The organism is Planctomycetota bacterium (genome assembly GCA_018242585.1).
GTDB lineage: Bacteria > Planctomycetota > Planctomycetia > Pirellulales > PNKZ01 > JAFEBQ01.
Genome location: JAFEBQ010000049.1, coordinates 18757 through 45618, shown reverse-complemented (window position 1 = coordinate 45618; position 26862 = coordinate 18757). Strand labels below are relative to the sequence as shown.

The 26862-nt window shown below is 63.1% G+C and carries 23 protein-coding genes and 1 tRNA gene; 17 read left to right on the top strand and 7 right to left on the bottom strand.

Going from position 1 to position 26862, the window contains the following annotated elements; translation table 11 throughout:
* The first annotated feature begins 47 nt into the window (after window positions 1–47).
* The 6 genes from JSS27_20760 (at window position 48) to tsaD (ending at window position 6642) form a co-directional block, all read left to right on the top strand.
* Window positions 48–1553 carry a UbiA family prenyltransferase gene (locus JSS27_20760; protein ID MBS0211381.1) on the top strand — a complete coding sequence of 502 codons (1506 nt, stop codon included), beginning with the start codon at window positions 48–50 and terminating at the stop codon, window positions 1551–1553.
* A gap of 46 nt (window positions 1554–1599) precedes the next feature.
* On the top strand, window positions 1600–2349 hold the full coding sequence (locus JSS27_20755) for an SDR family NAD(P)-dependent oxidoreductase (protein MBS0211380.1): 750 nt from the start codon (window positions 1600–1602) through the stop codon (window positions 2347–2349).
* Between the two features lie 3 nt (window positions 2350–2352).
* Complete coding sequence (locus JSS27_20750; protein MBS0211379.1) at window positions 2353–2883, top strand: TrmH family RNA methyltransferase; 531 nt, start codon at window positions 2353–2355, stop codon at window positions 2881–2883.
* Window positions 2884–2989: 106 nt separating this feature from the next.
* A complete protein-coding gene (locus JSS27_20745; GenBank protein ID MBS0211378.1) occupies window positions 2990–3631 on the top strand; it encodes a methyltransferase domain-containing protein in 642 nt (213 codons plus the stop codon).
* A 188-nt stretch (window positions 3632–3819) separates the two neighbouring features.
* Window positions 3820–5391: a S41 family peptidase gene (locus JSS27_20740; GenBank protein ID MBS0211377.1), complete on the top strand. Its 1572-nt coding sequence runs from the start codon at window positions 3820–3822 to the stop codon at window positions 5389–5391.
* Between the two features lie 210 nt (window positions 5392–5601).
* Window positions 5602–6642 carry a tRNA (adenosine(37)-N6)-threonylcarbamoyltransferase complex transferase subunit TsaD gene (gene tsaD / locus JSS27_20735; protein ID MBS0211376.1) on the top strand — a complete coding sequence of 347 codons (1041 nt, stop codon included), beginning with the start codon at window positions 5602–5604 and terminating at the stop codon, window positions 6640–6642.
* Window positions 6643–6750: 108 nt separating this feature from the next.
* Here tsaD and JSS27_20730 read toward each other — a convergent pair whose 3' ends face one another.
* A complete protein-coding gene (locus tag JSS27_20730) occupies window positions 6751–10791 on the bottom strand; it encodes a hypothetical protein (protein MBS0211375.1) in 4041 nt (1346 codons plus the stop codon).
* 579 nt (window positions 10792–11370) lie between these two features.
* Here JSS27_20730 and JSS27_20725 point away from each other — a divergent pair.
* A complete protein-coding gene (locus JSS27_20725) occupies window positions 11371–12606 on the top strand; it encodes an MFS transporter (GenBank protein ID MBS0211374.1) in 1236 nt (411 codons plus the stop codon).
* A 130-nt stretch (window positions 12607–12736) separates the two neighbouring features.
* Here the strand turns inward: JSS27_20725 and JSS27_20720 are convergent, their stop codons facing one another.
* Together JSS27_20720 and JSS27_20715 are read right to left on the bottom strand one after the other, a co-directional pair.
* Window positions 12737–14398, bottom strand: coding sequence for an AAA family ATPase (locus JSS27_20720; GenBank protein MBS0211373.1), 1662 nt, complete (start codon window positions 14396–14398; stop codon window positions 12737–12739).
* A 147-nt stretch (window positions 14399–14545) separates the two neighbouring features.
* Window positions 14546–15508 carry a hypothetical protein gene (locus JSS27_20715; protein ID MBS0211372.1) on the bottom strand — a complete coding sequence of 321 codons (963 nt, stop codon included), beginning with the start codon at window positions 15506–15508 and terminating at the stop codon, window positions 14546–14548.
* Window positions 15509–15721: 213 nt separating this feature from the next.
* Here JSS27_20715 and JSS27_20710 point away from each other — a divergent pair, with 213 nt between their 5' ends.
* The 3 genes from JSS27_20710 to JSS27_20700 all read left to right on the top strand — a co-directional run bounded on the left by JSS27_20710 (window position 15722) and on the right by JSS27_20700 (window position 18756).
* Window positions 15722–16561: a sugar phosphate isomerase/epimerase gene (locus JSS27_20710; GenBank protein MBS0211371.1), complete on the top strand. Its 840-nt coding sequence runs from the start codon at window positions 15722–15724 to the stop codon at window positions 16559–16561.
* A 1-nt stretch (window position 16562) separates the two neighbouring features.
* Window positions 16563–17264, top strand: coding sequence for a phosphoribosylanthranilate isomerase (locus tag JSS27_20705; protein ID MBS0211370.1), 702 nt, complete (start codon window positions 16563–16565; stop codon window positions 17262–17264).
* A 169-nt stretch (window positions 17265–17433) separates the two neighbouring features.
* The gene (locus JSS27_20700) at window positions 17434–18756 is read left to right on the top strand and encodes an adenosylhomocysteinase (GenBank protein MBS0211369.1); all 1323 of its coding nucleotides are present in this window, start codon (window positions 17434–17436) and stop codon (window positions 18754–18756) included.
* Between the two features lie 78 nt (window positions 18757–18834).
* Here the strand turns inward: JSS27_20700 and JSS27_20695 are convergent, their stop codons facing one another.
* On the bottom strand, window positions 18835–19419 hold the full coding sequence (locus JSS27_20695) for a nucleotidyltransferase family protein (protein ID MBS0211368.1): 585 nt from the start codon (window positions 19417–19419) through the stop codon (window positions 18835–18837).
* Between the two features lie 172 nt (window positions 19420–19591).
* On the opposite strand from JSS27_20695, the gene JSS27_20690 reads away from it, so the two are divergent.
* The 6 genes from JSS27_20690 (at window position 19592) to JSS27_20665 (ending at window position 24297) form a co-directional block, all read left to right on the top strand.
* Window positions 19592–20938 carry a DUF1015 domain-containing protein gene (locus JSS27_20690; GenBank protein MBS0211367.1) on the top strand — a complete coding sequence of 449 codons (1347 nt, stop codon included), beginning with the start codon at window positions 19592–19594 and terminating at the stop codon, window positions 20936–20938.
* Between the two features lie 282 nt (window positions 20939–21220).
* Window positions 21221–21964 (top strand): ParA family protein, encoded by a 744-nt coding sequence (locus JSS27_20685; protein ID MBS0211366.1) that lies wholly within the window; start codon window positions 21221–21223, stop codon window positions 21962–21964.
* The gene (locus JSS27_20680) at window positions 21957–22922 is read left to right on the top strand and encodes a ParB/RepB/Spo0J family partition protein (protein ID MBS0211365.1); all 966 of its coding nucleotides are present in this window, start codon (window positions 21957–21959) and stop codon (window positions 22920–22922) included. Before JSS27_20685 ends, JSS27_20680 begins: the two co-directional genes overlap by 8 nt.
* A 207-nt stretch (window positions 22923–23129) precedes the next feature.
* Window positions 23130–23204 (top strand) — tRNA-Pro (locus JSS27_20675).
* Window positions 23205–23410: 206 nt separating this feature from the next.
* The gene (locus JSS27_20670; protein ID MBS0211364.1) at window positions 23411–23788 is read left to right on the top strand and encodes a DoxX family protein; all 378 of its coding nucleotides are present in this window, start codon (window positions 23411–23413) and stop codon (window positions 23786–23788) included.
* Between the two features lie 44 nt (window positions 23789–23832).
* Window positions 23833–24297, top strand: coding sequence for a GyrI-like domain-containing protein (locus JSS27_20665; protein ID MBS0211363.1), 465 nt, complete (start codon window positions 23833–23835; stop codon window positions 24295–24297).
* A 36-nt stretch (window positions 24298–24333) separates the two neighbouring features.
* Here JSS27_20665 and JSS27_20660 read toward each other — a convergent pair whose 3' ends face one another.
* The 3 genes from JSS27_20660 to JSS27_20650 form a co-directional block, all read right to left on the bottom strand.
* On the bottom strand, window positions 24334–25329 hold the full coding sequence (locus JSS27_20660; GenBank protein ID MBS0211362.1) for a hypothetical protein: 996 nt from the start codon (window positions 25327–25329) through the stop codon (window positions 24334–24336).
* Window positions 25330–25653: 324 nt separating this feature from the next.
* On the bottom strand, window positions 25654–25851 hold the full coding sequence (locus tag JSS27_20655) for a hypothetical protein (GenBank protein MBS0211361.1): 198 nt from the start codon (window positions 25849–25851) through the stop codon (window positions 25654–25656).
* Between the two features lie 406 nt (window positions 25852–26257).
* Window positions 26258–26605: a hypothetical protein gene (locus tag JSS27_20650; protein ID MBS0211360.1), complete on the bottom strand. Its 348-nt coding sequence runs from the start codon at window positions 26603–26605 to the stop codon at window positions 26258–26260.
* Window positions 26606–26650: 45 nt separating this feature from the next.
* On the opposite strand from JSS27_20650, the gene JSS27_20645 reads away from it, so the two are divergent.
* A complete protein-coding gene (locus JSS27_20645) occupies window positions 26651–26827 on the top strand; it encodes a hypothetical protein (GenBank protein ID MBS0211359.1) in 177 nt (58 codons plus the stop codon).
* The last annotated feature ends 35 nt before the right edge of the window (window positions 26828–26862 follow it).

The window sequence follows — 26862 nt, the reverse complement described above, 5'->3', positions numbered from 1 at the left end:
GCGAGCCGAATCCACCCCCACCGCTTTCCGCTGAGTTCTCCCGGCTCATGTCGTTGCCGACTCCCACCATTTCGACCGGTTCACCGCTGGGGCACCTGTCGCCACCATCGCCGCCGACGATTGACGTGGTATTCGTCGATCTGGACCAGACGCTAATCGCGTCCGATATCTCGGCCGAGGCGATTGTCTCGGGCCTGCGGCATCAACCGACGGCTCTGTTGGGACTGATCGAGACGTCTCGCCGTGGCCTGGCGCCGGCCAAGCGGTATATGTATCAGTTGGCGTCGATCGACGTTCGCAATCTCCCCTATCGCCAGGAAGTGATCGACTACCTGCGTCAGGCCCGCGAGAACGGCTGTCGCGTCGTTCTGGCCACGGCCAGTGACCAATTGTGGGCTAACCAGGTTGCCGAGCACCTCGATCTGTTCGACGACGTGATCGGCAGCGACGGCACCCGCAACATCAAGGGGCCGATCAAGCGCGACACTCTGTTGAAATACTGCCAAGAGCGAGGCTACGCGAACTTTGCCTACCTGGGAGACAGCCGGGCCGATCTGGCCGTTTGGGAACGGGCCGCGCTGGCCGTGACGGTGACCGCGTCCGATGCGGTGCTGGGCCAGTTGCTGACTCGCGCGACGCCGGTCCAGATTCTGCTGCCCCATCGCTCGTCGCGCCCGGCGCTGATCGAGCTATTGCGGCCGAAGCAGTGGATCAAGAACGTGTTGTTGTTCCTGCCGTTCTTGTTGGCTCACCAGATGGGTGTCCTCGACAAATGGCTGGCCGCGTTCTGGGGAGCGCTCAGTTTTTCGCTGTGCGCGTCGGCGGCTTATGTCCTGAACGATGCCTTCGACATTGAAGCCGACCGAGCCCACCCGCGCAAGCGCAACCGCCCGCTGGCCAGCGGGGCGTACCTGGTGGCCAAGGCGTTGCCACTGGCCGCCGGTTTGCTGGCGGTGGCATTTCTCATTGCGCTCGTTGCCCTGCCCGTCAGCTTCGCTGGAATGCTGGTCATCTACATGATTCTGGCGGCGGGATATTCGTTCTGGCTTAAGCGCAAGGTAATGATCGACGTCATCTTGCTGGCCAGCTTATACACCCTGCGGATCATTGCCGGCGGCGAAGCGACCAGCGTGCCAATCTCGGAATGGCTGCTGGCCTTGTCGCTGTTCCTGTTCACGTCGCTGGCGTTTGGCAAGCGTTACTGCGAGTTGTCACAACTGGGCGAGACCACCACGACCTCGGCTCGGGCACGCGGCTACTCGATTGGCGACCTGTCGCTGCTCGAAGTCCTGGGGCCTTGCAGCGGGTATCTCGCGGTGCTGGTGCTGGCCCTCTACCTGCAAAGCGACGTGGTCAAGGTGCTGTACCATCACCCGCGGCTCTTGTGGCTCGAATGCCCGCTGTTAATGTATTGGATCAGTCGCTTCTGGATTCTGGCCAAGCGGCAGCAATTGCACGACGACCCGATTGCCTTCGCATTGGGGGATCGTACCAGCCTGCTGGTCGGCGCCTTGATGGCCGCGGTCGCCGTAGCGGCGAGTTGGGGCGGCTAGACGTTGTTTGCGCTTGCGGGACGCGCCGCCGTACCGGGGATGTTAGATGGCCGAAACCTGGTTGATTGTCAGCGCCACGTCGGGCCTCGGCCGGGCACTTTGCCACGTAATGGCCGCCCGGGGCTGCGCGCTGGTCATCACCGGTCGCCAGGTGGACACCGTTGAAAAAATCGCCGCCGAGTTGCGCTCGGAGCACGGCGCGACCGTCTGGCCCGAGACATTCGACGCCGAGGATGATGGCCAACACGCCGGCCTGGTTGACCGCGCATGGCAACGCGGCCGGGGACGCCTGGACGGAGCGGTGATCTGCCACGGGCTGTTGCTCGATCAGCGCGAATGCGAACAGTCGAGCGACCTCCTCCGGCGTTCGATCGACGTCAATTTCACCTCGGCGGCGGTCCTGCTGGATCGGCTGGCCGAGCGAATGATCCCCCAGCGATCCGGCACCTTGGCCGCCATTTCATCGGTGGCCGGCGATTGCGGTCGGCAGAGCAACTATGCCTATGGCGCGGCCAAGGCCGGCCTGTCGGCCTATCTACAAGGGCTGCGCAATCGGCTGTTTCGCCACGGGATCCATGTCCTGACGATCAAGCCCGGGTTCGTCGACACGCCGATGATTCACGGCCGCGTCAACGTCAAGAGCCCGCTGGTGGCCTCGCCCGAGCGGGTGGCTCGCGATATCGACCGGGCCCTCCGCCGCCAGCGCGACGTCCTGTACACTCCTTGGTGGTGGCGAATCATCCTGGGTGTCATCTGTGCGTTGCCCGAGTCGATCTTCAAGCGGCTGCGATTCTGAGCGATGAGCGAGTTTGTCCAACAGCGTCATCAACCGTTCAGCCCGTTGGATCAGCCGCGCGAGCTGATCGTGGCCTGCGCGCCGCTGCGCAGCAATGTGAATCTGTCGCGCATCGTGCGAACCGCGGGGTGTTGCGGCGTCACGCGCGTCGTCTGCTGTGGCCAGGCCCGCGTGATCGGCAAGATTGCCCGCGACGCGGTCGACGACGGCAGCGACAGCCCTGATGACGCTTCGGGCGTCCAACTCGACGTTCATCGCACGCTGCTGCACCCGCTGCTGGAGCTGAAGCGCGAAGGTTACCGGCTGGTCGGGCTGGAACAGACCTCGGCGTCGAAGTCGATCCTGGAATATCAATTTCCGCGCCGGGCTGTGCTGGTCGTCGGGAACGAGCGACGGGGCATCGACCCCGAGATACTGAGCGTCCTGGACGATGTGGTCGAAATCCCGGTCTGGGGCCCGCCCCATGCGTTCAACGTCGCCACGGCCACGACGATCGCGCTGTACGAGTACTGCCGCCAGTATCCCCGCGGGTAATGCTGTCGGACGCCCTGGCGATGGTTCGCTCGGGGCGGTTCATCTGATACATTAAGCAGCGCATCGTCGCTTCGACATGGAACCCCTCACGCTGCGCCAGCCCGTCATGCCTTCGGAACATCGCGTTTTCTTCCGCCAGTTCGTTCGCAACTTTCAGACGACCGGCTCCTTGGCGCCGAGCAGCCGGACGCTGGCTCGGGCGCTGACGCGGTTCGTGGCCGAGCATCCGACGGACGGAACAAAGCGAGCCATTCTGGAAGTCGGTCCTGGCACCGGGGCGATCACCCGCGAGCTGGTGAAACGACTGGCGCCGAACGACCACCTGACCCTGGTCGAGCTGAACGACGAGTTCGTCGCTCATTTGCGGCATCGCTTCGACCACGAGTCAGCGTTTCAGGCGGTCAAGCACCAGGCCACGATCGTCCACGACCGGCTTGAAAACCTCCCCTCCGGCTCGGAGTTCGAGGTCATCGTCTCGGGGCTGCCGCTGAACAACTTCCCGGTCCAATTGGTGCGCGAGATTCTGACGGTCTATCGCCGGCTGTTGCGGCCGGGGGGAACCCTGTCTTTCTTCGAATACATGGCCATTCGCCCGCTGCGGGCCCGCGTGGGCAGCCGCCAGCAGCGCGAACGCCTCGCCGGAATCAGCGACGCCCTGCACGAGCTGTTCGCCGCCGGGCGAATCCGCTGTGAATGGGTCTGGGGGAACCTGCCGCCGGCCTGGGCCCATCACATCCGCCTGGGCTAACACGTGCTAGCGCCCTGATTTCTGGCCACGATTGTTGGCCCATTTTACCCGGGCCGACTATAATAAGCTGTCGGTCGCCGGCCCCTATCGGCAAAGCACTTACGACATTCCGCGCGAATTATGTCGCGACGGAGCCGAAGGCGAGTCGCGCACCGGTCTACCCCAAGAGAGCGCTGGAGGATGCGGCGATGACGCGTTGGTGGGCTGCCTGGACGTTATTGATCGTGGCCGCGCTCGCCCCCTTGGGCCTGCGTGCCGAAGACAAGCCCGCCGTCGGCGACAAGCAACCCGCCAAGGCCGCGCCAGCCGCCGCGGACGCCAAAGCGGACAAGAAGCTTGGCGAGAGCGAATACTACGAGCTGTACCGCATCCTGGCCGAGACGATGTTCCAGGTCGAACAGAACTACGTCAAGGAAGTCGATCGGCGCGAGTTGATCGAGGCCGCCATTCGCGGCGTGCTCGACAAGCTGGACCCGTACTCGAACTATATCAGCCCCGAAGAAATCAATCGCTTCAAGACATCCGTCGAAAGTCAGTTCGGCGGCATTGGCATTCAGGTCACCATGGAAGGGGGCCAGCTCAAGGTGCTGAGTCCGCTGGTCGGCAGCCCCGCCTATCGGGCCGGCCTGAACGCCGGGGACAGCATTCTGGAAATCAACGGCAAGTCGTCGGCCGGCATCACCATGGATGAGGCCGTCAAGCAGTTGAAGGGAGAGGCCGGCACCGAAGTCCGCTTGACCATCGGTCACGCGGGGGGCGGCAAACGCGAAAAAGTTAACATTCGCCGCGAGATGATTCGCGTCGAGACCGTACTTGGCGATCGTCGCGACGACCACGACCAGTGGGACTACATGTACGACCCGCAACAGCGGATCGGCTACATTCGCATCACCGCTTTCAGTCGGGAAACCGTGCAAGAAGTCGAGCGGGCGCTCGATCAGCTCAAGAAGCGGCACGTCCGCGGGCTGGTGCTTGACCTGCGGTTCAACCCCGGCGGGCTGTTGAAGGCCGCCACCGACATTGCCGACCTGTTCGTCGCCGATGGGTTGATCGTGACCACGCGGGGGCGCAACACCGCGCCGCGCGAGGTTCACGCCCACAAGGACGGCACCTACGACGGGTTTCCGATGGTCGTGCTGGTGAATCGCTATAGCGCCAGCGCCAGCGAAATCGTCTCGGCTTGCCTGCAGGATCACCACCGCGCCGTTGTGATGGGAGAACGGACCTGGGGCAAGGGGAGCGTGCAAAACGTGATCGACCTGGAAGGGGGCAAGAGCGCCCTGAAGCTGACGACGGCCAGTTACTGGCGTCCTAGCGGCAAGAACATCCACCGCTTCCCCGAGGCCAAGGAAAGCGACGAATGGGGCGTGCTGCCGGACAAGGGCTACGACCTGAAGCTCTCCGACACGGAGCTAAACTCGCTGGTCGCCTATCGCCGGCAGCGCGACATCCTGCTGGTGAATCATCATCAGGCCGACGATGACGAGCCGGCCGACAAGGCCAAGGACGATGCCAAGGACGCCGCGGCCGACGAGAAGAAACCGGACGATGCCAAGAAATCGACCGACGACAAGGAAGCCGATAAAAAGTCGGAAACCGAAACCAAGCCGGCCGTGAAGGAAGCTGAAAAGCCCGCCACGAAGAAGCCGGCCGAAGCGGCCCAGAAGCCCGCCAGCGACGGGGGCGGCAAGTTCATCGATCGGCAATTGGAAAAGGCGCTCGGCTACCTGTCGGATGAATTGGCCAAGGTCGACAAGTAAGCCGCCAATCTCCGCGGCTCGCCCCCTCATAAACGGCCGCACACTTGGGTAGCCCGGACAACTTGTTGTCCGGGTCGCGCAAGCGACAAGAGGGAACTGATTTCGCTTTCCTCGCCGCGTCGGGCCAACCCCCAAACCTCTTGTTGCGGCGCAACCCCGTCGCCTTATCCTGTTCTCATTCGCTTCCCATCCTTCTCGTTTCTCCGACTAATGTTCCTGCTGGCCCTCGAAACAACCTGCGACGAAACCGCCGCCGCGGTGATTACCGATCGGCTGGAAGTGCTGGGCTCGGCCGTCTCGTCCCAGGAGGCCCTGCACGCCCGGTTTGGCGGCGTGGTGCCAGAGCTTGCTTCGCGTGCCCACGTCGAAGGCCTGCTGCCGATCATCGACACCGCGCTGAAACGGGCCGCGGTCAGCTTGAATCAGATCGACTGCGTGGCCGTGGCCAATACGCCCGGCCTGGCGGGCTCGCTGCTCGTGGGGCTGACGGCGGCCAAGACGTTGGCCCTGGCCCTGGGCGTGCCGCTGGTGGCGGTGAATCACGTGCTGGCCCATATCTATGCCTGTCAGATCGCCGCCGGCCGCAGCGTGTTTCCGTGCGTTGGGCTGGTCGTCAGCGGCGGGCACACCAGCCTGTTCCGCTGCGACGCGCCGCTGGAATGGGAGTTGATCGGCTCGACCATTGACGACGCCGTGGGCGAGGCCTTCGACAAGGTGGCGAGCCTGCTTGGCCTGCCCTACCCGGGCGGGCCCTCGATCGAACGAGTGGCCACGGCGGGCGATCCGCGAGCGTTCCGCTTTCCCCGCTCGCGGGTCGATGACCGCGGCGGCTTCGACTTCAGCTTCAGCGGCCTGAAAACCGCCGTCCGCTACGCCGTGGCCGGGCCCAATCAGCCTTGGCCCGAGCGGCTGGAGCCGGCATTGGTGGCCGATTTGGCGGCCAGCTTCCAGCAAGCGGCCATCGAGGTGCTGGTCGATCGAGCGGTCGAGGCAATGGCCCGGACGGGCATTCGCCGCCTGTGCGTCGGCGGGGGCGTGGCGGCCAACAAGCTGCTGCGCGAGCTCTTGGCCCAGGCGTCTCGCGAGCAGGAGTTTGAATTGCACGTCGCCCCGCCTGCCCTGTGTACCGACAACGCGGTGATGGGGGCGATGGCTTGGGAACGGTATCGCGCCGGGCTATTCGAGAACCTGGACCTCGACGTCATCCCCGGCCTGATGCGGCCCCGGAAGCCGCCGGCGAAGAGCAGTTGAACTCTCCCCCCTGCCACTCTTCCAATCAGGCCGCGCAAGAAAAAACCCAGGGGGTGGAACCCCTGGGCTTGGAAATGTTGCTGACTGTACTGGCAGCAGCCCAATGGTTTACGAGCCGAAGCCTGACGTTGAGCCACCGCTGGTGCCGCCGGTGCCGGCGGCATAGTTGAACGTGTTGACGACCGGCACGCTCGAGAAGAACGGCACCGACGTAACACGCACGTAGCGGCGATCGGCCGACACGACCACCGTGGTGTTGAAGTTCGAGCCGGTCGGCAGCGTGATGATGACCGGCTGGTAACCGACCGCGCCACGCAGGCCGAACAAGCCCGTGCTCGCCCCGGCCAGGAAGTCCGTCAAGGCATTGTTGCTGCCGGCGGCGTTATTCACGTTGCCCAACTGCTGGGCCAAAATCGCCTTGCCAACAGCCACCTGGCCGGCGATGGCATTGGCGACTTGCTCTTGTTCGAGCGGGTCGGTGCGACGCCCTTGTTGCAATTCAAAGGCCGCGCTCGCTTCGCCATTGACCAGGCTGACCACCTTGCGCGAATGCTTTTCCTGGGGCGTGCCCCGATGCGTGTAGTAGTCAACCGTCACGCGATCGACCGTCGGTTTGCCCCACACGCGGCGGAGCATCATTTTGTACATGCCGTTGAAACCCTGCGGGCAGACGTAGGCTTCGCTCGACATCCCCTCGGTCGAGGCGCTGGCCGCGTCGTTCGCCGAGGCGCCGACCATCACACCGCCGCCGGTGGTGCGTGGATTGCGAAACGAACAGACCGCGCCGGTCGGTTCTTCGACCAGCAAGTCCATGTCCGCGTCGCCCGACCAACTGACCACCACCACGCAATCGCGGGCGGCGGCCTTCTCGACGTCGGCCTTGAAGGCCGCCGCGGCTTCGGTCTTCTTTTCAGCCCGCAGTTGTTCGTAAGCCGCCAGGGCCACGCGCTGGGCGAACTCGGGAATCTGCTGTTGCGACTTGGGCCAGGCCTGTGAAAGGATGCCGACCGTGCTCCAGCGAATGCCTTCGATGTCGTTCAAGCGTTGGGCCAATGCTAACCCCTGCACCAGCGGCTCCGAGCGTTGCGGCTCCAACTCCGACGCCTGGCGGAACAGCTTCAACGCCCGTTGCTCGATCGGGCGGTTGCCCGGCATGGTGCGGACCATGTATTCGGCCACGAACAGCAGGTCGCTGGGCCGATTGGCCAGATCGACGGCCGACATCAACGCCCGTTCAATATCTTGGGGCAACGCGCCGTTGGCTTGCATGGCCAGCCCCAGCGCTTCGTACATCCACGGCTGGGCCTGATTGTTTCGTAGGGCCGCATTGATAATCGCAATCACCTGGTCCGCGTGACCGGTGATCATCAGTCGGCGCACCGTTTCACGAACTACGGCCGGCGATTCCTCGTGCGAACTGAAGTACTCGTTCCAAATCTTGTCGATGTCAGTGCCTTTGACCAGGTTCAACTCGATCGGCTTCACGGGAGCCGCGGGGCCAGCGGCCGCTGGCTGGGCCGCGGGGGCCGGCTTGGCCTGGGGCAGAGCCGCGATCGGAGCTTGGGGCGCCGCGAGCTTGGCCGGAGCCGCAATGGGCTTCGCGGCCTTGGGGCCAAGCTTCAGATCGTCCTTGACGTCGAAGAAGCCACCACCGCCCCCCATGCCGCCCCCCATGCCGCCACCCATGCCGCCGCCCATGCCGCCACCCATGCCGCCGCCGGCGCCACCAATGCCGCCACCCATGCCACCGCCCAAACCACCCTGCAACGGGTTGGTCACGCGGATCGGAATCACCAGGTCGGCGACCGGGTACACCTTGGTCGTCAGCAGCGTATCGGCTTCGGTCTTGGTCGTGATCAGCAACACTTCGTCGCGGATCACGTAGGTCAATTCCAGTTCGCGCAACATCAATCGCAAGGCCGAGCGGAGCGAAATGCCGCGCAGGTTGCGAGTGATTGGCGTATCGGTGGCGACGCCGCCACCTTCCAGCGCCTTGCGATCGAGCTGAATTTCGATCTTGTGCTTGTTCTTCAAGAAGTCGATCACGTCGGTCAGCGGCGCTTCGATAAATTCGAGTTCGGTCGGCTCGTCGAGCGCGTTGATGATCTTGACTTCGTTCGGCTTGCTTTGCGCCAAGTCGACGTTCTTGTACTTCTTGCGGCGCTCGGTCAGCAGACGCCAGCTATCCGGATCGGGATAAATCACCGACGGCTCGTCCGGGGTCGGAATGCTCGATTCAACGATCGAGTTCAACATCGCGGCGGTTGCTTCACGGGATTCGTACTGAATGAACCAAGCGCGATTCGTGCTATTGATCCGACGCGCGGTCAATTGGGTTTGGCTCAGGAACGGCGGGCCGGCCTTCGGCTCGTTCTGGCGAATTTCGTCCGCCTGGGCCGAGGCTTCCTGATAGGCCCGCTCGTCCAACAGCGAATTGAACCGCTCCATCAACTGGCTCTTGCGGTTCTGAAAGTCGCGAATCTCGCGGTTCAGTTGCGCCCGCTGCTCGGCTTCGGCGTCGGCGGCGGCCCGTTGGATGTCGCGTTGATCCTTGGCTTCCTTTTGACGCCGCGTTTCACGCAGCGCCGATTCAAGTTGATCGTTCAACTGCATGCGCACTTCGGCCGGCAGCTCTTGCGCCCGGCGGACTTCCTCCAGCTTCAGCCGCAACATGTCGGCCGCCTGGTCGGGATTGGTTGCCATCACGCCACGTGCCGCGCGCAACGTCGCGGTTACTTCGGCTTGAACCTTGCCAGCGAACGCGGCCCGATTCTCGTTGACCTGCTTTAAGAACTCGGCGTCGACATCGGCCGCGGCGGCCGGAGCGTCAGCCACCGGGGCTTCGTCAGCCTTGGCAGCCCCCGGCTCGACCGCTTCGTCGGCGTTGAACTTCACCAGCCGCAAGTCGCGCTTGCCGCCGGTGGCGTCATTGCCACCGCGGTCGAGCGCCGCACGCACTGCGGCCGCCTCGGGCTCGTTGGCGTCCAGCCGCAACGCCTCGGCCGTCAGACGACGAGCTTGTTCGACATTGCCGGTCACCGCCGCTTGCTGGCCCAGCCGAGCCATCGCGTGGGCCTGGGCATGAACCAGGGTCCGCAGCGTACGCAGACCAGCAGTGCCAACCAGCGGCAAACTGAGCCCCGCGTCACGCTTGCCCAGGTTCGTTACTTCCGACAGGTACGAGTTCTCATCGCTCGAGGCCGAAGCCTTGATGTCCCACTTCATGTCGACGCGCTGACCCTGCACTTCAAACGTGCCCGAGACCGCTCCACTCGGCGCGGCCCCCGCATGCCCCACCAGGACCGACTCGCGGTCATAGCGAAGCGGCGACAGGTGTTGCGGCAACGTCTCGCCCAAGCCTGGGGCCAACTTGACGTCCACCGGCCAAACAACCGGCGCAGTGACTGATTCGGTCAAGAACGCGCCGACAGCGCGAGGAGCAATCGAGTCGTCATCAATGGCGATGTTGCCACCTGTTTGGGCAGCCAACGCGCCGAGCAGCCCGCTGTCGACGCGCGGCCCGACGGCGAACGAATGGATCGAAGTCCGCTGAGCAATCGAGCGATCGACCATCGACTTGAGCCGGCTTGAACCGACGATCATGGCGTTGCTGACGCCGTCGCCGATGTAGACGATCGAGCGTTCGCCCGAGGCGCTGGCCAGGTTGTCGAGGCCGCTCCTCAGGGCCGCTTCCATGTCGGTCGAACCGAGCGGGACGCGGGCCTTCAACTGGGCAATGGCGTCATTCATTTCCGCGCTGCGCGGCGCGACGAAACCTTTGGTGAGCGGATAGGCGTCGAGGTCGACCGCCGTCAATTGCACGCGCGTGTCAGCCGGCAGCGAGGCCAGCATGGCGTTCAGGCTGTCGAGCCCCTTGTCGCGGATGGCGCCGATCTGGCTGGCCGAGGTGTCGAACAACACAACCACGTTGGGGCTGATCGATTTGGGTCGCGCGCCGTTCGGCATGAAGGCGGCCGAGTAGTACACGTCGCCGTCGGCTTTGTTGTAGACGTCGGCCGGCGCGACGCCGTCGCCGTGGTAGGGAATCGTGACTTCCGCACGAGCAGGCTGCGCAAGAGGCGCGGCGCAAACGACGGCGACAAACAACGTGTGTGCCAAGCGATTCCAACGCCCGGTCCAAATCTTCATGGCTAGCTCCGCGCTTGAGAACACTCGAACAGCATGAGAATGCAAAATGCCAGCAGCCCGGCCAAGCGAGAGTGCGGCGCAATCCAACCATAGCTCAAGATCAATCGCCAACGCATGTTGCGCGGCGGCGAGCCTGGAGGACGTGCCTGAAACTCTTGGCCAGAACTGGCGAAAAAGGGCTGTAAACGCTTACAGTCTATTCACCTTCGTCGCGAATTATCAAGAAAAATCCCGTTGAATACGGCGTGCCAAAGGCCCGGCCGCTCGGCAATCGCTAGGGCCGTTTTGACCGGGTTTTAGTACATCCGCTTTGACCACTTCAACCCAACTGCCACCCACCCAAATTGGTGGCACGCAAGGCGATCAGAAGCGAAACACGTCTGACTTCACCCTTCCAGCCCTTTGGATGCCAGCCGACGTGACGAAGTTCCCAGCATCGGCCACAGATGGTGTAGGATGGAACCCGGTCAGCCTCGATGCTGGCTCCCTCCCTGCCCGATCGGCGCATTCCAGGTGAACCCCGGCGCGCTGATACCTGTCGTACTGCATATGACATCCGCCTCTTGTCCAACCCAGCCTGTGCGAACGCGGCGAAAACCGCGCGCGGCGGCCCCCGAGGCGCACGATCGCCCCCGGCTGGGGCGCGGTTTCTGGTACACCTACCTGGCAAACTTCGCCATGATGGTGGCCGTCAGCGTGCTGTACCGATACCACGATTTCGTAACGGCGGTCGGCGGCGACGAAATGCAGCTTGGCCTAATCGTCGGGGCCGGCATGGTCGGCGCGACGCTGATGCGATTGTGGCAAGGCTCGGCCATCGATATCTATGGCACCCGAGTGGTCTGGATTGTTTCGGCCGGCGCGTTCATCGCCTGTAGCCTGGGACACCTGCTGGTCGACGACGCCTCGGGCGTGGCCATTTTCGCACTGCGAATCGGCTGGCAAATGTCACTGGCCGGGTTCGTGGGGGCGAGCATTTCGTTCGTTTCGGGCCTGGTCTCGGCGCAGCACACGGTGGAAGTGGTCGCCACGCTCGGCACATCGGGCTTTCTGGGGACGATCGTCGGCAACACGCTGGGCGACTTTCTGACCGCCGCCCAGTTCAGCCACAACCATATGTTCGTCGTAGCGGCCGTGCTGGGAACGTGCATGTTGCTGCTCGGCTTGATGTCCGGTGGGGGTGAAGCGCACAGCGCGTCACGGCGGCGACCGCCGCTCTGGTGGCTGGTGCGCCGATATCATCCCGGCGCGACGATTGTGATGAGCGTGGCCTGCGGCTTTGGCCTGAGCGTGCCCACGATCTTCCTGCGGCCGTTCGCCAAATCGTTGGGAATCATCGAGATTTCGTGCTTTTTCTTGCCCTACATGTTCGTCGCGTTGGTGGCGAGGATCATCACGCGACGCTGGTCGGCGCGATGGGGAACGCGGCGGATCATCATTGCCGGTGGCGCATTGTTGGCCGTGGGCACTGCCTCGTTTGCCTTGGTCACCAGCCCGTGGCACATGTGGCTGCCGGCGACGCTGATGGGAGTGGCGCACGCCGTTTTGTTCCCCACCGTGGTGGCTGGCGGCAGTTCGTCGTTCCCCGCGCGCCATCGTGGAGTAGGGACCACGTTGATGTTGGCTGGGTTTGATCTGGGCGCGCTGCTCGCGTTTGTCAGCGTGGGGAGTATGATCGTGTCGGCGCGCGGCGCGGGACTACCCGAGTATTCGACCACGTTCATTGCCGTGGCCACGATTCTGGCGATCACGGCCGCGATCTACGCGGCCGAGCCGTGGTGGTCGCGCGCCGGTCGGGCCAAGGCAACACGCTAGGCGGACGCCGAGTTGTGGTCCGCCTAACGGCGAAGGCAACCATGACCGGCCTGGTTAGGCGGGGATAGCGTACCAGCAAAGTGAAGGCCGACAGGGAGCGGGCTGCAACCAGTAAGAGTGCGGCTACGAACTAGCCGTGACGCAGGCGGGCGAAGAGCTGCGCGTATTCTTGGCGACGAACCGAGGCGTTTTCAACGCGGCCGGCCCGCGGATCGTCTTCGATGATGATCACTTCGTCATCGCTGGCGAACTTGGGCTTGAAAATCGGTTCGGCCGGCTCGCTCGGCTCGCTCGAAAACCTGGCGAAGTCCGGCAGCATTTCCGACGCGAGCGCGGCCGCCACGGCTTCAACCGCCATCGCCTGGTCCTCGAACGTCTTGCTAAGAGCGCGCCTGACTTGCTCGTCGCCACGCCCCTCCGCCGCGACCTTTCGCGTCTCGCGCGCGGGCTGATCGGTGGGCTGGAGAGAGGATACTGCCAAATGCTTGACCTCAGTGGTGGCCGGCGCCGTAACAGGCGCAACGGCTGCCGGCTTGGTGAACGGATCGAGCAGGGCGGACAACAGCGAACTGTCGGCCGACTTGACTCGTTGCCGCGCACCAAGCAAAGCGTCAGCCGAGGCGTACTTGTCGAACACCACTTCTTCTTCGGCGAACGCTTCGGCCAGCGGATTGTTGACGGCGCCGAACAACAGCTCGGCCTCGGGCCGTGTCACGACGGCTGGGACAAAGTCGTCCTCGTCGTCCAACTCGAATTCGTGCGGAATGACCGCGCTGAGCGGTACCGTCGCTAGCCCCGGACCCGGCAACGTCGGTTCCAGGTCGAAGTCGTCGTCGGGCAAGGTGCCGAACTCGATCACGCTGTCCTTGCGCACAACGTCGTCCTTGCGGGCGATGGCGATTTCTTCCCGAGGCGTCGTTTCATTCCACGGGGTCGGCAACTGCTGCAAATCGGCCCAGGCTTCCTGGATTCCGTCCGAATCGATCGTCGAACGCCCGCCGGCAAAGGCCATCAACAGTGCGTGTTCACACAACTGATTGATCAACCGCGGCACGCCGCCGGTGGCGTGGTAGACCGCTCGCATGGCGTGTGTCCCAAAGACCGCACTGCCCAGGCCGCCCACCGCGGCCAACTGCGCGCTGATGTAAGCCTCGGTTTCCTGGGCATCGAGCGCTTGGAGGTACGCTCGGGCGGTAATGCGCTGGGACAACGACGCCAACGTCGGCGCGGCCAATCGCTCTTCGATCGCGGCATTGCCGGCCAGGATCAAACGCACCTGCGGGACGCCCCGGTGCGCCAGATTGGTGATCATCCGCACTTCTTCCAGCAATCGAACCGGCAGCGAGTGGGCTTCGTCGAGCAACAACAGCAAGCCGCGCCCGGCCCCTTTGGCCTCGGCCAGATGATCGACCAGCGCCAGTCGCAACTCGCCTTCGTCGAGGCCGCGATAGGGCAAGTTCAACTGAAACAAGATCGCCTGCAGCAACGCGCGTCGCGAGTTGAACTGGCCATTCGACAACAGCGCCACTGACATCGTCTTGGCGAACTGCTCGGCCAGTAAGGTCAGCAGCAGCGACTTGCCGGTGCCCGATGGACCTACAAGCAGCCCGACCCCTTCGGCCCGCTCGACACAGCGCGCGAGCTGCTGGCGGCACGACTCGATGGTCGCGGCCGGATAGTATCGGTCGACGCGCGGGGCCGACAGAAAGGGTCGATCGTTCAGGCGAAAACTGGCTTCGTACATGCGCAGATTCTCGAGCACTCGAAACTTCTCACCTTCACGGCGATCCACGGCTGACGTGCTGATTCACCGTGCCGCTGTCACACTAATCGCGCCAGCAGTGACAGCGTTCCAACCCTGCAACCCGTTTCTACCTTCGGCAGTCGGCAACGAGCGTCTGCAACCTGGGCGGCGAGAATCAATCTTCGTGACAGCAACTTAACCATGCCGCCGTCGCGGGCGAACGAGCGCGCGGGTGCGCCCCACGACCAGCGGCCGCAAATGTGGCTTGGGGACACCTTCATGCGCTGCGTGAACCGATCGCTCATGGCGCTGGTGCGGCGAGTCGACATACCAGACGACGCGCGGCCGTTTGGCCACGAGCCACGCCGCCAGGCAGCCCGAGCCAATCGCAACCAGCAGGACTACCTCCGTTAACTTCAGCGAGCGTAACGCCGCACTCAGCCATTGCGGCGCCGCCAGGCGTTCGACCACCGGCGACTCGGCGACCGGCACAGGGGCCTCGAGTCGCGCCACTTCGACCAACGCGGCTCGATGATCGGCGTCGTTCAATTCCACGTTTCGTTCGGCAACGGCAATGTCCGTGCGTAACCGGTCGAACTCCGCGCGTTCGTTATTCGATGGCGCGGTTCGAGCCAAAGGCCGCGTGATCTTGGGGCTGACCTTAGCCGGCTTGGTGGTGTGGCGAGGGGTATCGAGGCCCGCGATCTGACGCTCGATCGACTGCACGACAGGATGCGCCGGCGTCATCGTTTCGAGCAACCGCTCACGCTGTCGAATCAGGCCGGCCAGCGTGTCGACTTGCGAACCGGTGTCACTTTGCCCCTGTTCGGAAGTCGTAGCCACCATCGACGACGATTCGCCCGTGCGGGCGAGCACGTTTTCGGTGAATTGCTCCTGTCGATGCCGCAGATCGCTCAACCGGCGCTGGGCATCGCGGAGCAGTCGCTCGCACACGCGCAAACGCTCGCGGGCCAGCAGCAACTCAGAACCCGTCGCCGCGCGTGCCGGTTGCGAAACCTGAGTCGATGCTGGATCGTCAGTCGTCGCCAGGCGCAAAGCCCCCTGCCCGACCAGCCAAACCGCGCTGCCGACCGCAGCAAAGGCGATCAACCGGCGCAAGGCCGACGAACGACTGGTTTTGAGTAAGCGACGCGACATCACGAAATCCAGGCGGCTAGCTGGGCGCGCAAAACGTCTGTACCCAACGCAAATGCTGGGGCGCGAGCTTATGCTCCTCGGTCGTCATCGTCGTTAAAATCGTTGCGACTTGAGGAGAGAGGGCCGAGCTAGCTTGCGTTTACCGCTCGGCCAGCACACATTCAAGGCTGCCAGCACGCCCCGAACGCTGTTTACCCGCCGGAGCCCACGCCGATGCAAATCTGCTGCTTCTCCAAGAGCTTCCAGGATCTGCCCCTCGACAAGTTCTGCCGCCAGCTATACGAAATGGGCTTCGACGGCATCGACCTCACGGTTCGCAAAGGGGGTTCCATCGAGCCGGCCGACGTCGAGAAGAAGCTCCCCGAAGCAGTGAAGATCATTCACGAAGCTGGGCTGAAGTACCAATTCCTGACGACCGACATTGCCGACGGCAGCGCGCAGTCCGAGCGCACGCTCGCCACGGCGGCCAGCCTGGGCATCGATCGGGTGAAACTCGGCTACTTCCGTTATATCTCCAACGGCAAGCTCCGCGCGCAAATCGACGAGACTCGCAAGAAGCTGGCGGAGATTGCCGCGGTGGCGAACAAGCATCGCGTCATCCCGTGCGTTCACACTCACTCGGGCACGTACATTCCGTCGCACGGCACGCTGCTGTACGAACTGATTCGAGATTTCAAGCCCGGCGAGGTGGGTGCCTACGTCGACACGCTGCACATGGCGCTGGAAGGGGGCGGTAACGGCTGGCAACAGGGGCTCGATTTATTGGCCCCGTGGATCGCGCTGGTCGGCGTGAAGAACTTTGGCTGGAAGACCGGCGAACGGGACAAGTCTGGTCAACAGCGGTGGTTGAGCGAAGAATTGCCTTTGGCCGACGGCTTGTCGCCGTTGCCCGACTTTTTCGCCACCCTGCGGCGGCAAGGTTACGACGGTGTTTACTCGCTGCACAGCGAATACAAGGGAAAACACAGCTTCCGCGACATGTCGACCGAGGAATGCCTGGTGCAAACCGCGGCCGACATCAAGTATTTCAAGTCGCTGTTTGCTACTCGCTAAGATGAGCTCGCTGTTTCACATCAAAATCTGCGGCATCACCTCGGTCGGCGACGCCCAGCACGCCGCCCGCGCCGGGGCCGACGCGATTGGGCTCAATTTCTACCCCGGCAGCAAGCGCTTTGTATCGGCGACACAAGGCGCCGAAATTGTTGCCGCTTTGCCTGCTGGAGTGGCTAAGGTCGGCGTCTTTGTGAACGCGACGACAAGCGAAGTCGTATCTATTGTCAAGCAAGTTGGACTCAACCGAGTGCAGCTTCACGGCGATGAGCCACCGACGTTGATTCACGAACTGGCCGCACAGCTTCCAAACACTCCGATCATCAAGGCGTTTCGGATCGGTCCGACCGCGCTGCAACCCGTCGAGCAGTATTTAACTTGGAGTTGCACCCACGGCGATGCGTCTCCGCCTCACGCGGTGTTACTCGATGCGGCAGCCCCGGGCGAGTTTGGAGGCACGGGCGTGCGTTTCGATTGGCAACTGGCTCGTCAGTTCATCCGCAGGGTAGGCAGCGATGGGCCGCCGCTAATCCTGGCCGGCGGTCTCACGGCCGAGAACGTGGCCGAGGCGATTGCGGCCGTGAAACCTTGGGGGGTCGATACTGCCAGCGGCGTCGAGTCCTCGCCCGGTCACAAAGACCCGGACAAGGTCACACGATTCGTAGCCGCCGCGCGCCAGGCCTTCGAAAAAGCCGCGGCATCGTAGCACGCCGAGCCCCGGCAAACCCTTGCCAGCGTTGAACAAACGCCCTATCATCACAGCCAAATCACCGTCGGCACGGCGCGCCTTGAAAGCGCGCACTCTCAGCCCTCGGCGGCCAAGGAAGGCCGCAGCGCACAAATCACAAACCATTTCTAGCACGGAGTTTACCAGCGTGGCACAAGTCGAAACTCGTCTCCCCTACAAAGTTGCCGACCTGTCGCTGGCCGATTGGGGCCGCAAGGAAATCATCCTGGCCGAGAACGAAATGCCCGGCTTGATGGCACTGCGCAAGAAATACGGCCCGCAAAAGCCGCTGAAGGGCGCCCGCATTGCCGGCTGCCTGCACATGACCATTCAGACGGCCGTGCTCATCGAGACGCTCACCGAGTTGGGCGCCGAAGTCACTTGGAGCAGTTGCAACATCTTCTCGACCCAAAACCACGCGGCCGCGGCCATCGCCAAGACGGGCGTCCCGGTCTACGCCTGGAAGGGGATGAACAACGAAGAGTTCGACTGGTGCATCGAGCAAACCCTGTTCTTCAAGGACGGCAAGCCGCTGAACATGATCTTGGACGACGGCGGCGATTTGACCGCCATGGTCCACAACAAGTATCCCGAGCTGCTCGACGGCATTCGCGGCATTTCGGAAGAGACCACCACCGGCGTTCATCGCTTGTACCAAATGTTCGCTCGCGGCGAACTGAAGCTGCCGTGCATCAACGTCAACGACTCGGTCACCAAGAGCAAGTTCGACAACCTGTACGGCTGTCGCGAGTCGCTGGCCGACGGCATCAAGCGGGCCACCGACGTGATGATCGCCGGCAAGGTCGTCGTCGTGGCCGGCTATGGCGACGTCGGCAAGGGTTGCGCTCACTCGATGCAGCGCTACGGCGCTCGCGTGATTGTGACCGAGATCGACCCGATCAACGCCTTGCAAGCCGCCATGGAAGGCTTCCAGGTCACGACCATGGAAGAAGCGGCCTCGATCGGCAACATCTTCGTCACCACCACCGGCTGCTGTGACATCATTCGCGGCGAGCACATCGACCAGATGAAGAACGACGCCATTATCTGCAACATTGGCCACTTCGACATCGAGATCGACGTCGCTTGGCTGGAAAACCAGGTGAAGGCCGGCAAGGCGAAGAAGACCGTCATCAAGCCGCAGGTCGACCGCTATTCGCTCGCCAACGGCCGCAATGTGCTCCTGCTGGCCGAAGGCCGGCTGGTGAACCTGGGCTGTGCGACCGGGCACCCGTCGTTCGTGATGAGCAATTCGTTCACCAACCAGGTGATGGCGCAGATCGCCCTCTGGACCGAGACCGAAAAGTACTCGCTGGGCGTCCACATGCTGCCCAAGAAGCTGGACGAAGAAGTCGCCCGGCTCCACTTGGACCAACTGGGCGTGAAGCTGACCAAGCTCACCAAGAAGCAGGCCGACTACCTGGACATTCCAGCCGAAGGCCCGTACAAGCCGGAACACTACCGGTATTAAGCTGAGATTTGAGCTGCGGAAGCAGCCTAACTTACCCTCAAACAGCTCGGTTCGCTTCGCGCGGGCCGAGCTGTTATTTTACCCCTCGGGCGTGTCGAGCAAGTCTTGCAATCGCTGATCGAGTGGCGAGTCGAACCGCGCTGGCCATGACCCGTCAATAAGCCCGACGCCGATCAGATCGCGCAAATGAGTTCGATCCTTGTCTCGATTCGAGTTCAATTTCATTCGCACAAGCGCTTCGAGCCCCACGACATTGAACGCCTGATCTCGCTCAGATTCGTCAACGTCGGGCGAGGCATTCACATACGCTGGCTTGACCTTTTCGCTGGCGTACAGAATATGCACCGCTTCACTGGGGCGCGAGTTTGGCCCGTCCAAGAACATATCGACGTCCCTTGTTTGAACGTAAACGAAGCCGCAAGATTCCAAAATCTGACGGGCTGCCGCGAAGTCAGAGCGACGAATCAGGATGTCAACGTCGCGGGTATTCCGCGCCGCTCCTTCGTCGATTCTTGAGACCCAGGCCGCCACGGCGTTACCGCCAGCCACGGCATAGGGAACCCCAGCACGCTCGAGCGCAGCGGTGGCGCGCATAAGTCGTTCGCGTACCTTTTCCACGGCGCGAATCATCCTTTCCCACGAGATGGGTCCGAGCGGCTTCATAACCCAATGATAGCCTGAATCTTCGGGCTTCGCACGCGCGGGGGTTTGACAACGTCCCCGCCCGACCGTCATAACAGCGCTGCCGCTTTGGCTAAATCTTGTTTGCGGTACGAGCCACTTTGCATCGTATTTCCCTAGCCCCTAGTCCCTAACCTCTAGCCCCTCCACCACCATGCCCGACATGCAAGCGTTTCGCGCGTTACGTTACGACCTGGGGCACGTTGGCTCGTTGAGCGACGTGGTCTGCCCTCCCTACGACGTGATCGGGCCCGAGTTTCAACAGGCGCTCTACAAGCGACACCCGGCCAACTTTGTCCGCTTGGAACTGAATCGCGAGGAGCCAGGGGACGACGCCACGAACAATCGCTATGCGCGCGCGGCCCGCTTCCTGCGCAACTGGCGCCAGGAGGGCGTTTTGTTCCGCGAGGGCCAGCCGGCCTTCTACGTCTATCATCAGTCGTTCGAGCACGATGGCCAGACCGTCACGCGCCGCGGCTTCATGGGTCGCTGCCGGCTCGAACGCTTTGGGCAGGGCAAAATCTTCCCGCACGAAGAAACCCTCTCGGGGCCCAAGCAGGACCGGCTGCTGCTGACTCGCGCTTGCCAGGCGAACCTGACCCAGATTTTCGGCCTGTACCCCGACCCCCAGAACGAAGTGCAGGAGCTGCTCGAGCGCGCCGTCGCCGGCCAGCCGGCGATCGAAGCGGTCGACCACCTGGGCGTGGTCCATCGCATGTGGCCGGTCACCGATAGCGCGCTAATCGCCAAGGTCTCGGGCCTGATCGGCCCCAAGCCGCTGTTCATTGCCGACGGCCATCATCGCTACGAGACCGCTTGCAACTACCGGGACGAGCTAGCTGCTGGCGGCGAGCTCGACGCGGCTCATCCGGCCAATTTTGTCCTGATGATGTGCATCGGCATGACCGACCCCGGCTTGCTGGTACTGCCGACGCACCGGTTGTTCCGCGGCCTACCGAGCATGACCAGCGTCGAGTTGAAGGCCAAGCTCGGCGACTGCTTTGCCACCCGTGTCGTCGGCAAAGGCCCCGACCTGGCTGGGCAAGTTTGGGAAGAAATCGAGACGGCCGACGCCCAGGGGACGCTCGGGCTGTATACCCACAAGGACCAGACCTGGACCCTGGCCTCGATCACGCCGGCCGGCGAAAAGCGCATGGCCCAAGTAGCCGGCCAGCATAGCCGCGACTGGCAAGGGCTGGGCGTGGCGATCCTGCACCAGTTGCTGATCGAGACGCTGCTCGGCGCCAAGGATCTGCCCAAGCCGCTGTATGTGCATTCGGTCAGCGAAGTGGTCGAGGCGCTCAAGCGCGGCGACGTGGCGGGCCGCGACGCCACCGGCGTGATGAGCGCTGGGGGCGATTTCCCCCTGGCCGCCCTGGTCATGCCGGCCACGGTGGAACACATCCGTGTGATCAGCGAACACGCCGAGCGGATGCCCGCCAAGAGCACGTACTTCTACCCCAAGCTGCTCGGCGGGCTGGTCATCAACCCGCACGAGTAGTCCGCCGCTCGATCGTTCCAGGTTCCGACGCCATCAGGGGAGCGCCGTCTTGCGCGCCGCTGGGCGTTTCACGTGGCACATGTTTCACGTGAAACGGGGCAGTCCAGGCAAGCTATTTGTTTCACGTGAAACGCTCCTCAAGTACCGGGCCTGCTAGCTGAGCGGCTCGGTTTCCACGTGAGAAGTCACCTCTCTGCCGCGCTGCAATTCTGCCCTCGGTCGATTTTCGCGCCGTCGCTATACTCCTGCCGCTCGAAACTTGGGCGGAAAGGAATCGCCGGCGTGGGTCGAATACTGTGCGTGGCCAATCAAAAGGGTGGCGTCGGCAAGACGACCACCGCAGTGAATCTGGCAACATGCCTGGCCAAGGCAGGTTGCCGGACGCTGCTCATTGATTTGGACCCCCAGTGCAACGCCACCAGCGGAGTCGGCCACTCGCCCGCCGAGCGCCACCCCCTGGTCACGCGCCAGCCGCTGCGCGAGGCGATCGTCGCCACGGAAACACCGAACTTGGACCTGCTGCCCGGCGCCCGCCGGTTTGACGACGTCGATACCCTGGCCCGCTCGCACGAACCCGAGGCCACGCTACGTCACCACCTGGCCACCGGGCTGAGCGACTATGACTATGTGCTGATCGACTGCCCGCCGTCGCTGGGACAACTGACCCGCACCGCCCTGTCGAGCGCTACCGAGGTGCTGATGCCGATCCAGTGCGAGTATTTCGCCATGGAAGGGCTGGCGCAGATGATCGACGTGATCAAACAAGTGATGAACACCCCGCCTCGCCGACTGCAGTTCGGCGGCATCTTGCTGACGATGCACGACCCGACGCTGGAGTTGACCCACGAGGTCGACGACGAGGTGCGCGAGTTCTTTGGCGAGATTGTTTTCCGGACCAGCATCCCGCGCGACGTCGCGGTGGCCGAGGCGTCGAGCCACGGCCAGGCAGTGATTGATTTTGCTCCCCGTTCGCGCGGCACGCGCGCTTACATTGAATTGTGCATGGAGGTACTCGAACGTGACTAAAGAACGCCGCCTTGGCCGAGGTCTCGAAGCGCTGCTGGGCCGCTTGCCCGATGCCCCGATTGCCGACCACGGCGCCACGCACGCCGACAGTGCGCCGACGAGTTCGCCGCCGTCGCAGGGTCCGGCGCGCTTGCCGGTCGACCTGATCGACACCAATCCGTTCCAGCCCCGGTTCGACTTTGACGACGCCGAGTTGCAGAACTTGGCCCAAAGCATCCAGCAGCATGGCTTGCTGCAACCGATCACGGTGCGCCGCGCCGGCGACCGCTATCAACTGGTGGCGGGCGAGCGCCGCTTGCGCGCGGCCGCGTTGGCCGGCTGGCGTGACATTAGCGCCCAGGTCGTCGAAGCCGACGATCGCCAGATGGCCGAGTTGGGCATCGTCGAAAACTTGCAGCGTCAGGATCTGAACCCCCTGGAAAAGGCGACGTCGTTCCAGCAGTACCTGCAACGCTACCAATGCACGCAGGACGAGCTAGCAAGCCGACTGCAGCTCGACCGCTCGACTGTCGCGAACTTGATCCGGTTGCTCGAGCTGCCCGAGGAGGTGCAAGTCGCGCTGCGCAAAGGCCAGATCACCCAAGGGCACGCTCGGGCGATTTTGCCGTTGGGTGACGAGCGCGAGCAAGTGGCGCTCTGTCGCCAGATTCAAAGCGAAGGGTTGAGCGTGCGTGCCGTGGAGTCGTTGGTCCAAGCGACGGTCCACCAGGGGGAACGCGAAGAGTTGGGCGTGGCCGACGCGCCGGAAGAGTCGGCGCCTAAACGCTCGGCCGCCAAGCGGAACGAGCAACTGGCGGTGCTTGAACAAGAGTTGCGGACGGCGCTTGGGACCAAGGTTGAACTGCGCCACGGCGCGCGAGGACGCGGCAAGGTCATCGTCCACTTCTCGAACGCCGACGAGTTCGAGCGCCTGCGCCGCCACTTCCACGGCCAGCAACAAATGCGCCGCGCCGGCTAGCAAAATCTCGCCACAGAGGCACTGAGGCACGGAGGTTTGCACGGAGCATGGTCATTGGGATTTGGTCATTGGTTCGTTGTTTGCCCTGAGTTTTTTTCATTACACTAATCCCCCCCCCTCCGTGCTTAACTCAGTGCCTCAGTGTCTCCGTGGCAAATCCCTAGAATTGTGCTCGGCGGGCTAGTTGATATAGTAGTGCCATCCCCCCGGGGCGTAGCTCAGCCTGGCTAGAGCGTCTGGTTTGGGACCAGAAGGTCGCATGTTCAAATCATGTCGCCCCGATTTTTTCGACCCCAGGTCGAAAAAATAGAGCAGGAGAGTGGAGAAAGTAGAGAGGAGAGCCGACAGCTTTCCGCGTCAACTTTCTCCACTCTCCTGCGGTCTACTCTCTCCTCTCCCCTTTCTTTTTGGTGTTCTGGACGCGGAGAGTATTCGGCGAAGGATTCGCTTTCTTGATTCACCTTCAACGGATTGAAAGGCACTTACAAGTGGCTGCAAAAATCATCTACTGGCTCGCGACCGGCTTGTTGTCGTTTGCTTACCTGTCGGGGGGTTATTTCGACGTGGCCCAGCCCGATCAGGTGATCCTGGCGGCCACGCACCTGGGCTATCCGCTCTACTTCTTCACGATCCTCGGCTTTTGGAAATTGCTGGCGGTGTTTGCGATCCTCATGCCTGGTCTGCTGCGATTAAAGGAATGGGCCTATGCCGGCATTTTCTTCAACCTGACCGGCGCCGCCGCGACGCACGTGTTCGTGAAAGACGGAGTTGGCGAAGTAATGACGCCGCTCATTGTCTTGGCCATTGCGATGACGTCTTGGGCCTTGCGGCCGGCGAGTCGCAAGCTGCCCGGGCCGGTGCTTTAGTCGTTCTTCCCACTTTCACGTTTCACGCGCCCAGGGCTCTCGTCATGATCGATCCGCCGCAAATCGTGAACACCGAGGAACGATTGACCGCGGTCATTCGCCTGTGCGTGCCGGCTAGCGAGATTCGCCAGGTGATGATGCCCGGGCTGCAGGAGCTGATGGCCGCGGTCGCGGCGCAGGGGGTGGCGAAGACCGGCCCCTGGTTCACCCATCATTTCAAAGTGCCGGACCACGAGTTCGATTTCGAACTCGGCGTGCCGGTCGCGTCGGCCGTGAAGCCGACCGGGCGTGTGACGATGAGTACGCTGCCGGCCACGCGCGTCGCGCGGACGATCTACCGCGGGCCGTACGAGGAATTGCCGAATGGCTGGCGCGAGTTCTCAGCCTGGGTCGACCAGCAAGGGCACCGACAAGGAGCCGGCTGCTGGGAGTATTACGCCGTCGGCCCCGAGTCTGGTCTCGATCCGTCCCAATGGCAAACCGAGCTGAACCGCCCGCTGGTCGACTAGCCGCTTGAATCGCGGCTGCATCGTACACCGCCACTGCTATCGCGGTGACTCGAAGAGAACTCGCGGTGGCGCTGGCGCGAGCGAAAGTGTCCCTTCCTCAAGGCTATCGGTCGCATCTGCGGCAATTACCTCACTCGGCTCGGAAGGCTCGCGACTTTCACGCGCCTCGGCCAACATCGATTCGAGCGCTTTGCTGCGCCGCGCGCGGAGCATCGAGCGTCGCGCCGCGACGGTGCGCCCGGTGGCGTGTCCGACCAGTGAGCCCCCGACGCCGATGGCGGCCCCTTCCCACCAGACCGGCGCCACGATCGCGCCGCTGTTGGCGACGTCGGCGCCGACCCGCGGGAATAGGACGTGATACGCCTCTTTTTCCAGTTCCCAATCCTCGTGCGCTTCGGCATAGGCCAACACATCCGAAACGCTGCGCGTGTCATGCCACAGTCCGACGAACGGCAATTGATTGATCGCCACGTAGGTGCCCGGCAATTTGCGGCCATGCACGTCCTTGGCATAGGCCGCCTCGCGGAGCACCACGGCTGGCACGTCGGAGTTCAGGTTCAGCGTGTTGGTGAACGGGTTGTAGCGATCGCCGCCAAACACGCGACCCGGCAGGACCGTGTAGCCGATCACGCTCAGACTGCCGAGCGTGTAGCGCCAACCGGGGCCAATGCGGTCATTTTCGCGCAGCAGTCGCCACTGTTCCGACGGCTCGTAGCAATTGATGTGTACCTGAACGTCAGCCAGATCGTTCTGACACATATACGCGACCAGCACCGCTTGCGTCTCGGGCGACAGCTCGTGTCGATTCACCTTGCGATTCAGGTGCAACACCCGCTGGGGCGTGGCCGCGATCTTGGCCACACGGTCGAGCTTGGGCCGCGGCTGGCCGTGAACGATGTGGATGTCGCTGGGTGCCGGCTTCTGGTTCGAGGCGTGGAATTGGCTGTATTGGTACGGACCGCGAACGCAGCCGGCGGCGATCGCGCAGCAAATCAACAACCCCAGACGTCGAATCCACGACGACGCCGACATGACAGTGAATTACCCGATGGAAAGATTCCGGGGCGCTACCGTCGACTACTTGCGCCAGAGATTGGAGCCCTGGGCGGTAAAAGGCGGAATGCGCGCAACCTGCATTCAGTACCAGGGGGTGAAAATCGCGGCAAGGCCGACCGCTGCCAGCATCGACGCGATAGCAGCCGCACCGCCCGAAGCGCCCCAGCAATGTTCATCGACGGCCGAATGCCAGGCGGCCAGTAAGATGCGCCCGGGTCAGCGATATTCTCTTCGCCAAGACAAAAAGCCGAGGACCAGCGACCCTCGGCTTGAATGTTGGCGACGAATTGACCGCTGGCGTTAGCCGCGGCCCTGGCGGCGGACCATCGTGCCGTAGATATGCAACGGGCGGTTTGGCCGGCTGTGAATGTCCATGGCGCGGATCGCCTGGGCGCGAGGCGTGCCCGGCAGGGCGACGGTCCAACTGGCCTGGGCCGAGATAACTTCCAAGGCCATCCACACACCGGCGGCGGCCAACAACAAGGCAATGCGTTTCATGATTTCGATTCCTCTGCGGTGCAGGTCCAGATTTCTCGTTCAGGTCATATCAAGTGCGATCAGCTCTCACCTACGTTCCTGCGGTGGGCCAAACGCCAAGCGACTCTACCTCGCAAAAACTGGCCCCTCTGGCCAGGATTACAGTAATTCAATGTTCATGCCGATGGCGCAATAAAGCAGCATTTTTTCTGACCTCTCGCCAGCCACGGTGGAACTTGCCAAAGCAATGATCGAGCGCGGGAAGGCTAGTTTTTGACCAGCTCAAGGCCCGTTTCAACTGGGGGCGAAAAACGGGCGGCGCGATCGTGGGTAATTTCCGCTCGATCCGATCGAAGCGCACGACCAACCTTCGGCGGCGCAATCGATACAGCCGTCACCTGCCGCGCCGTAGTCTGTCAAACGTGAATCAATGGGCGATGCGAATCACTCGGACGACCGGAATGCGATCCGAGTTCTCTTCGACGGTCAGATCGAGCGTCTTGCCAGGCTGCAACTGCTTGGCCTGCAATCCCTCTTTCAGCTCGCGACCTTGTGAGTCGAGCACCTGGACATCGGCCACGAAGCGAATCCTGGTGTCGCTGCCACCGACCGAAACGACCAACATTTGCCGCTGCTGGTTGAGCTGGACCAAGCGCCCGTGAACTTCGAAGGCCCGCGCGCAATCGCACGCCAGCCAGGCGACAACAGCACCCAGCGCGGCGAGCGCGCGACGCCGAGTGTTGCGATTCGGTTTGGCTTCGGTTTGCGAGTTCATCAATCAAAACCTAGCACACGCCCCGCGTGCGGCGCGGCGGCAGGGGTGATCGAGCTATCCCAGGCTCCGCTGCCCGAGGGCGCGCTCGGCGTCGAACACCTTGGGAGCCCGGCGGTGATCTTGCTGCTGCCAGGTCTGTGGGCCGTGATCTTCCTGTTCAGCGGGAGGAGCGAAGTCATCACATCCGACATCTCGATTCATGGATTGCACGAACCGGTCTAGTTTCGTCAGTTAGGTTGCGGCGGCGTTACAATCGT